Below are 6,810 nucleotides of genomic sequence, written 5' to 3'. Positions count from 1 at the left end.
ACCCCTCTCTTTATATGTGGGGCCGCACTGCGTGCGGTCCGGCCGCTCGCAAGCTCGCGTCGTTCGTCACCCCTTGCAGCTTCGCTGCAAACCTTGGGGTGACTCACCCCCATGCGAGCGACCTTGCTGTCTAAGCGTCATCGTCAGGCATTTATTCAGAAGTAGGCCCGATTATCGAGAGATAGTCGGGCCTTCGTTTTGTAAAGAGCGCATGCATGGCTCTCTACAAGTTCAGCCCCTCTCTTTATATGTGGGGCCGGGCCGCCGCCCCCTCGGCGCGGTCCGGCCTGGCTCTTCTCAAGGGCGGGCTCGCGTCGTTCGTCCCCCCCTTGCGGCGTTGCCGCAGCCCTTGTAAAGAGCGCTGGGGTGACTCACCCCCATGCGAGCGACCTTGCTGTCTAAGTGTCATCGTCAGGTATCTATTCAAAAGAAGGCCCAACTCCAAGAGGAGTCGGGCTTCTTTTGTTCAGGGCAGCGTCGACTCTCTAGAGCTGACAGTGCTGATCGAGAGAACGCCCTTCCTCGAAGGCGGCGAGGCTTTCCAGCGTGGTCGATGCGATCTCGCTCAGGGCTTCCCGGGTGAAGAAGCCCTGGTGGCCGGTGACGACGACATTGGGGAAGCTGATAAGGCGGGCAAAGACGTCGTCCAGCGGGATGTCGTCGCTGCGGTCCTCGAAGAACATGCCGGCTTCCTGCTCGTAGACGTCGAGACCCAGGTAACCGAGCTTGCGACGCTTGAGTGCCTCGATACAGGCGCGTGTGTCGACCAGGGCGCCGCGGCTTGTGTTGATCAGCATCACCCCGTCCTTCATTCGGGAAAAGGCCGACTCGTCGATCAGGTGGTGGGTGTCTGGGGTGAGCGGACAGTGCAGCGAGATGATGTCGCTGTGTGCCAGCAATTCATAGAACTCGACCTGCGCGATGTCGGCTTGGTCGGGGATGCGGATGGGGGCTGGGTCGGTGACCAGCACGCGGCAGCCAAAGCCGCTCAGGATACCCGCCAGGGAGCGGCCGATCTGGCCGAAGCCGACGATCCCGACGGTCTTGCCGGCGAGGTTGAAGCCGAGCAGGCCATTGAGGTCGAAGTTATCCTCACGCACCCGGTTGTAGGCCTTGTGGATCTTGCGGCTGAGCGTGAGCATCAAAGCGACACAGTGCTCGGCAACGGCGTCGGGGCTGTAGGACGGTACGCGACACACCTGGATGTTAAGCCGGCGAGCGGCGTCGAGGTCAACGTTATTGAATCCTGCGCACCTGAGCGCGACCAGGCGTACCCCTACCACGGCCAAACGCTCGAGCACGGTGCGATCGAGCTCATCGTTGACGAATACGCACACTGCATCGAGTCCCTGGCAGAGGGTCACGGTGCGGGTGCTGAGGCGTTGCTCGAAGTGCACGATACTCAGCTGCGGGTGATGCTCATCGGAAAAGAAGGGGCGTTCGTAGGGCTGAGAGCTGAAGAAGCCTACCTTGAGCATGGTGCTTGCCTCGCGGGTCAGGGACAGTGGCGGAATCGGCTGAAGCGCTGTGTGGTTGCGGTGACGTCAGGCTTGCGTCTCGTAGAGTTCGATAGGTGTTCCGTCAGGGGCTGCGAAGAAGGTGAAGCGGGCACCGGTGAACTCGTCGACTCGGATAGGTTCGGGTCGCGCGCCACGCCGCTTCAGCAACGCGACGCTGGCGTCCAGGTCTGATGTTGCCAGGGCAAGGTGACGAAGACCGCAGGCCTCGGGATAGCTTGGCCGAGGCGGCGGAGAGGGAAAAGAGAACAGCTCGAGCTGGATGCCTCCAGGCAGGGCAAGGTCCAGCTTGTAGCTGTCACGCTCGTGGCGGTAGGCCTCGTTGAGGATGCGGGCGTCGAGCACCTCAATATAGAAGCGCCGGGCGCGTTCGTAGTCGGCGGTGATCAGGGCGACGTGGTGCACTCCGGTCAACGGCAGACGCTCACTCATGGGGGCCTCTTGCAAAGAAGGGGCGCCGCGCGGCGCCCGATGTTGTGGCCTAGCGACAGAGGTCGCTGAGCACCTCGATCAGCGAGTCCATCTCGTCATCGGTGCCGATGGAGATACGCAGATGAACGCGCAGCGTCTCGGTATTGAAGTGGCGTACCAGGATGCCGCGCTCGCGCAGACCGACGAAAAGCTGGGCTGCGTCGTGCTTGGGGTGTGACGCCAGCACGAAGTTGGTCTGTGACGGCAGCACCTCGAAGCCCAGGTCATCGAGACGCTGGCGAGTGCGTTCGCGTGTGGTGATCACCGCCTGACGCGTGGCCTCGAAGTAGTCGCCGTCTTCCAGTGCGGCGATGCCGATGGCGCTGGCCAGGGCGTCCACCGGGTAGGAGTTGAAGGAGTCCTTCACCCGGGTCAGACCCTCGATCAACTCCGGTGAGCCCACCGCATACCCAAGACGAAGCCCTGCCAGGCTGCGCGACTTGGAGAAGGTGCCGGTCACCAGCAGGTTGGGGTAGCGTTCGACCAGGGGGACGGCGCTCTCGCCACCAAAGTCCACGTAGGCTTCGTCCACCAGCACCACGCGGTCGGTGACCTTGTCGAGCAAGGCCGCGATGGCCTCGCGGCCATGGCCGTGACCGGTGGGGGCATTGGGGTTGGCAAAGATCACGCCGCCGCTGTCGCTGGCCAGGGCGTCCAGGTCGACACGCCACTGATCGTCCAGCGCGAAACGCTGGCTGTCGATGTCGTACATGCGGCAGTAGACCGGATAGAAGCTGTAGGAGATATCCGGCATCGCCAGCGGCTTGTCCTGGCGGAAGAAGGCCTGGAAGGCCAGCGCCAGCACCTCGTCGGAGCCATTGCCGGCGAAGACGTTGGCGGAGGTCGTGCCGAGGGCCTGTGCCAGGGCCTCACGCAGGGCGCTCGAGGTGGGGTCCGGGTAGCGCCGCAGATGGTCCGCCGAGAACTCGCGCAGGACCCGTTCCACGCCAGGCGCGGGCGGGTAGGGGTTCTCGTTGGTGTTGAGCTTGATCAGCTTCTCGCGGGGCTGTTCGCCCGGCACGTAGGGGGTCAGTTCCCGAACGTTGGGACTCCACAACTGGCTCATGGTCTCTCGCTTGGCAGGCTTGGCAGAATCGAAGGCTTGATTACCACTTTGGTCATGGTGACCGCTGCCAGAGCCCTGCGCAAGTCGCTGACGTGCTAGGCTGCGAGCGCTGACCGTTTGCCGCCTAAGAGACTCCATGACCGCTCAGATCCTCGCCACTCTGCTACCGGTATTTCTGATTTCGGGGGCCGGTACCCTCTATGGCAAGTTGCGCTCTCCCGACATCCGCAGCCTCAACACCCTCAACATGGAGCTGTTCGTGCCCATGCTGGTATTTGTGGTGCTGGCCGACCGCCAGGCGCCGCTTGAGGACTACGCCTGGCTGGCGTTGGCCGGCGCCGTGGTGGTAGTGGGGTCGGGGCTGCTGGTATGGCCGGTGGTGAAGTGGCTCAGGCTCGAGCCGAAGACCTTTGTGCCGCCGATGATGTTCAACAATTCCGGCAACATGGGCATCCCGCTGCTGATCCTGGCCTTCGGCGAGCAGGCGCTGCCGGCGGCAGTGGTGCTGTTCATCGTCGAAATGCTGCTGCACTTCTCGCTGGGACTGAAGATGCTCAGTCCCCATACGCCGTTGTGGCGCCTTTTGCGCATGCCCATCGTGCTGGCGAGCCTCGCTGGCCTGGCGGTCAATCTGTCCGGGCTTTCGCTACCGGGCTGGCTGCTGGAGGCGATGCATATGCTGGGTGGTGTATGCATCCCGCTGTTGCTGTTCGCCCTGGGCGTGCGGATGCTCGACATCGACTTCGGCGACTGGAAGACCGGGCTGCTCGGGGCGGTGCTGTGCCCGCTGTCCGGGTTATTGCTGGCCTGGCCGTTGATCATGCTGCTTGAACTAGAGGGGCTCAAGGCCGCGTCGCTGTGGGTGTTCGCTGCCCTGCCGCCGGCGGTGCTCAACTACCTGGTGGCCGAGCAGTATCGTCAGCAGCCGCATTCGGTGGCGTCGCTGGTGCTGATCGGCAACCTCGGTAGTCTGATCGTGATGCCGATCGTGCTTGGCCTGGTGTTCGCCCACGTGATGCCACCGGTGTCGTGAGCCGGCAGCGATACAGGGCTGTGCGCAACGAAGCTGGGAGGTTATGCTGTCGGCAGGCTGCCGATTCGTCGGTTCCATGCTCAATGGTTAGGAGGACTAATATGCAACTCAGGACTTTGCTGGCGGGATCCGCCATGCTCGCCCTTTTGGCCGGCTGTGCGAGTGGCCCCAGCGACGAGGGAACCGGTGGTGAAGCCATCCAGGCGACCTCGGCGACCTACCAGGGGACCCTGCCGTGCCGTAACTGCGACGGCATCGCCCTGACGGTTACCATGGAAGGTGAAGACCAGAGCGCCCCGGCGCAGCGCACCTTCGATCTGACCGCGGCCTACCAGAACCATCCCCAGAATCCGCCGAACGAGAACTACTCCGGCAACTGGGATGTGCTGACCGGTACCGCCGACAATCCGGAGGCCACCGTCTACGAGCTGGTCCCCAACGGTGAAGGCCAGACCTACTACTTCATGCGCGTCAATCCGCAGACTCTGGAGCTGATCGACCCCCAGCGTCGTCGCTTCCAGAACAACGACATGCTGCAGCTGACCCGCCAGCAGTAAGTCGAACGGCATGCAAGTGTCGAACACAAAGGGCGGCCCCAGGTGGGCCGCCCTTTGGCGTCTTGACGTGATGGTATTGTGCCGACAGGCTCGCTCGGCACCGCCTGGAGGCTGTTTCGAAGCGCTGGCGGTGCTCGCGCTGATCGCAGGGCTCATGCCCCACTGGGCGATTCGCCTGGAACGGCAGCCGCGCTCCCTTGGGCCTTCAGCCGGGCAAGCACACTCCTGGCGTCCATCGATCCCTCGAGGATACCCGACGTCCTGAGGCGTCGATCCAGATCCTGGCCGCTGGCCTCTTCATCCAGCTCCTTGAGGGCCGTCGTGACCTCTGCCTGGTGTTGCTGGGACGTGCGGATGCGTTCGTAGCTGGTTGCAATTTCGTCCATGTGTCGCTGGAGCCCGGTACTGCAAGCGCCCAGCTTCCGCCCAAGGCCAGCATTGCCGCCTCGCGCCTTGGCCAGTTTCATTTCGCGCTGGTAGTGGCGCAGTGACTGGGCCGCTTGCCCGAGCTCCTCGCGCAGGGTCTGTTCCTGTCGCGACAAGGCCTCGGCGTGCTGTCGCTGTGAGGTCAATTGGCTTTCGACCTCGGCGATGCGGCTGGCCACGGCCAAGGCCAGCGCTTCATCGTCCTGTTCGAGGGCCGCGCGAGCCTGGTGCTCTCTGGCTTCGAGCTGCTCGGCCAGTTGCTGGTTGTGGCGCTCGAGCTGTCTGCGTTCGGCGATCAGGCCGGCGAGATCGAGGCGTGCCTGGTGCAAGGCCTGCTCGGCCTCACGGATCTCCTGGGCCATGATCCGCAATGCGTTGGCATCCACCAGCTTCTCTACCGGTTCGTGAGCTGTCGCCCGAACCAGGGTGTGCAGTTTCGTCCAAAGTGACATGGTGGCTACTCCGTGTATTCCTTGAGAAGTTGCTGGGTGCGGGCCTCGGAGATGCGGTTGTGGAAGCGCCGGCTCTCGTGGTCATCGCGTAGCGTCTTGGACAGGGTGATGGTGGTGGAGACCAGAAACAGTGAACACACGCCGAGATAGCCTTTGACCAGCAGGTCGATGGGCGCCATCACGATACCGACCGCCATGGCGGCCAGCGCGATGGCAAAGGTGACCTTGACGAAGAACAGCCAGCCTGACGAATTGTTGCTCGCTTCATTTTCCATGGAGATCTCCTGCTTGCTGGGTGGTGGAGCCGACATCGCCTACAGGGTGTGGCGAGCGCGGCGTCGATGGCACTATGGCGAGGTCGGGGCGCGGTACGCCAGCAGGATCCGGAAGGTAGCGTGTTGTTGAGCCGTGAGTCGCGTATTCTGCTACCTTGGCCGGGGCTTTCGGCGATGAGGGATGTGAGTCATGGCGCAGACGGTGGCGATTGTGGATGCGCTCAAGGCGGCACTGCGGGCCAATGGCGTCACCTATCAGCAGGTGGCGGCGGCGCTTGGCCTGTCCGAGGCCAGCGTCAAGCGGCTGTTCGCCGAGCGCCAGTTTTCGCTGCAGCGCCTGGATCAGGTGTGTGCCCTGGTCGGTCTCGAGATCACAGACCTTGTACGCCAGCTGGAGCCCCAGGCGCTGGTCGACGCGATCGCCCCAGAGCTTGAGCAGGAGCTGGTCTCTGACATGTCGCTGCTGCTGGTGGCCTTCTGTGCGCTTAATCGCTGGCGCTTTGAAGATATCTGTGCGACCTATTCGCTCGGCGAGCCTCAGGTGATAACGCACCTGGTGCGGCTCGATCGTATGGGATTGATCGAGCTGCTGCCGGGCAATCGCATCAAGCTGCTGATCAGCTATGACTTCCAGTGGCAGCCGCAAGGGCCTATCCAGCGCTTCTTCGAGTCCCGGGTCCAGGAGGATTTCCTGGCGTGTCGCTTCGATCGCCCGGGCGAGATAAGACTGTTCGTCAATGGCATGCTGTCGGTGCGCTCCAATGAGGTGATGCAGCAGAAGCTTCGGCGGCTGGCGCTGGACCTTCGCCACTGTCATCAGGAAGATCTGTCGCTGCCGCTCGAGCAGCGCTTTGGTGTCAGCCTGATGATCGCCATGCGCCCCTGGGAGATGGAGGTGTTTCGCCGCTACCGCCGTGTTGAGGACGACAAGTGCTACCCGGGACACGGCGGCAAGCCGCAGTGTTGACCATCGCTGACGAACGAACCCGATTGAACCGATAGAGAGAGGATTC

At 63.1% G+C, this 6,810-nt stretch carries 8 protein-coding genes; 3 read left to right on the top strand and 5 right to left on the bottom strand.

From position 1 onward, the window contains the following. Window positions 1-485: 485 nt before the first annotated feature. From RBB39_RS18605 to hisC, 3 genes are all read right to left on the bottom strand, one after another. Entirely contained in the window at window positions 486-1,478 is a 993-nt protein-coding gene (locus RBB39_RS18605) for a 2-hydroxyacid dehydrogenase (protein WP_306169261.1), read from the bottom strand. Between the two features lie 66 nt (window positions 1,479-1,544). Next, window positions 1,545-1,949 (bottom strand): VOC family protein, encoded by a 405-nt coding sequence (locus tag RBB39_RS18600; RefSeq protein ID WP_306169260.1) that lies wholly within the window; start codon window positions 1,947-1,949, stop codon window positions 1,545-1,547. Window positions 1,950-1,998: 49 nt separating this feature from the next. Continuing rightward, window positions 1,999-3,054 (bottom strand): histidinol-phosphate transaminase, encoded by a 1,056-nt coding sequence (gene hisC, locus RBB39_RS18595; RefSeq protein ID WP_306169259.1) that lies wholly within the window; start codon window positions 3,052-3,054, stop codon window positions 1,999-2,001. 136 nt (window positions 3,055-3,190) lie between these two features. Between hisC and RBB39_RS18590 the strand changes: the two genes are divergently transcribed. Together RBB39_RS18590 and RBB39_RS18585 are read left to right on the top strand one after the other, a co-directional pair. After that, a complete protein-coding gene (locus RBB39_RS18590) occupies window positions 3,191-4,087 on the top strand; it encodes an AEC family transporter (RefSeq protein ID WP_045994656.1) in 897 nt (298 codons plus the stop codon). Between the two features lie 101 nt (window positions 4,088-4,188). Further along, complete coding sequence (locus RBB39_RS18585; RefSeq protein ID WP_108448385.1) at window positions 4,189-4,644, top strand: copper resistance protein NlpE N-terminal domain-containing protein; 456 nt, start codon at window positions 4,189-4,191, stop codon at window positions 4,642-4,644. Window positions 4,645-4,796: 152 nt separating this feature from the next. On the opposite strand, the gene RBB39_RS18580 is transcribed toward RBB39_RS18585, so the two are convergent. Continuing rightward, window positions 4,797-5,522: a PspA/IM30 family protein gene (locus RBB39_RS18580; RefSeq protein ID WP_108131086.1), complete on the bottom strand. Its 726-nt coding sequence runs from the start codon at window positions 5,520-5,522 to the stop codon at window positions 4,797-4,799. A gap of 5 nt (window positions 5,523-5,527) precedes the next feature. Then, window positions 5,528-5,797: a YiaA/YiaB family inner membrane protein gene (locus RBB39_RS18575; RefSeq protein ID WP_045994659.1), complete on the bottom strand. Its 270-nt coding sequence runs from the start codon at window positions 5,795-5,797 to the stop codon at window positions 5,528-5,530. A gap of 190 nt (window positions 5,798-5,987) precedes the next feature. Between RBB39_RS18575 and RBB39_RS18570 the strand changes: the two genes are divergently transcribed. Beyond that, on the top strand, window positions 5,988-6,764 hold the full coding sequence (locus tag RBB39_RS18570) for a helix-turn-helix transcriptional regulator (protein ID WP_213230837.1): 777 nt from the start codon (window positions 5,988-5,990) through the stop codon (window positions 6,762-6,764). Window positions 6,765-6,810 lie beyond the last annotated feature (46 nt).

It is taken from the genome of Halomonas sp. MMSF_3323, from assembly GCF_030733595.1.
Classification (GTDB): domain Bacteria; phylum Pseudomonadota; class Gammaproteobacteria; order Pseudomonadales; family Halomonadaceae; genus Halomonas; species Halomonas litopenaei.
The sequence above is the reverse complement of the archived record's forward strand: the minus strand, read 5'-3'. Positions and strand labels throughout refer to the sequence as shown.

What these genes read in the sequence shown, in the direction of transcription:
- RBB39_RS18590 (WP_045994656.1), top strand. Translation starts at nt 3,191, where the DNA reads ATGACCGCTCAGATCCTCGCCACTCTGCTACCGGTATTTCTGATTTCG.
- RBB39_RS18605 (WP_306169261.1), bottom strand. Translation starts at nt 1,478, where the DNA reads ATGCTCAAGGTAGGCTTCTTCAGCTCTCAGCCCTACGAACGCCCCTTC.
- RBB39_RS18580 (WP_108131086.1), bottom strand. Translation starts at nt 5,522, where the DNA reads ATGTCACTTTGGACGAAACTGCACACCCTGGTTCGGGCGACAGCTCAC.
- RBB39_RS18570 (WP_213230837.1), top strand. Translation starts at nt 5,988, where the DNA reads ATGGCGCAGACGGTGGCGATTGTGGATGCGCTCAAGGCGGCACTGCGG.
- RBB39_RS18600 (WP_306169260.1), bottom strand. Translation starts at nt 1,949, where the DNA reads ATGAGTGAGCGTCTGCCGTTGACCGGAGTGCACCACGTCGCCCTGATC.
- RBB39_RS18575 (WP_045994659.1), bottom strand. Translation starts at nt 5,797, where the DNA reads ATGGAAAATGAAGCGAGCAACAATTCGTCAGGCTGGCTGTTCTTCGTC.
- hisC (WP_306169259.1), bottom strand. Translation starts at nt 3,054, where the DNA reads ATGAGCCAGTTGTGGAGTCCCAACGTTCGGGAACTGACCCCCTACGTG.
- RBB39_RS18585 (WP_108448385.1), top strand. Translation starts at nt 4,189, where the DNA reads ATGCAACTCAGGACTTTGCTGGCGGGATCCGCCATGCTCGCCCTTTTG.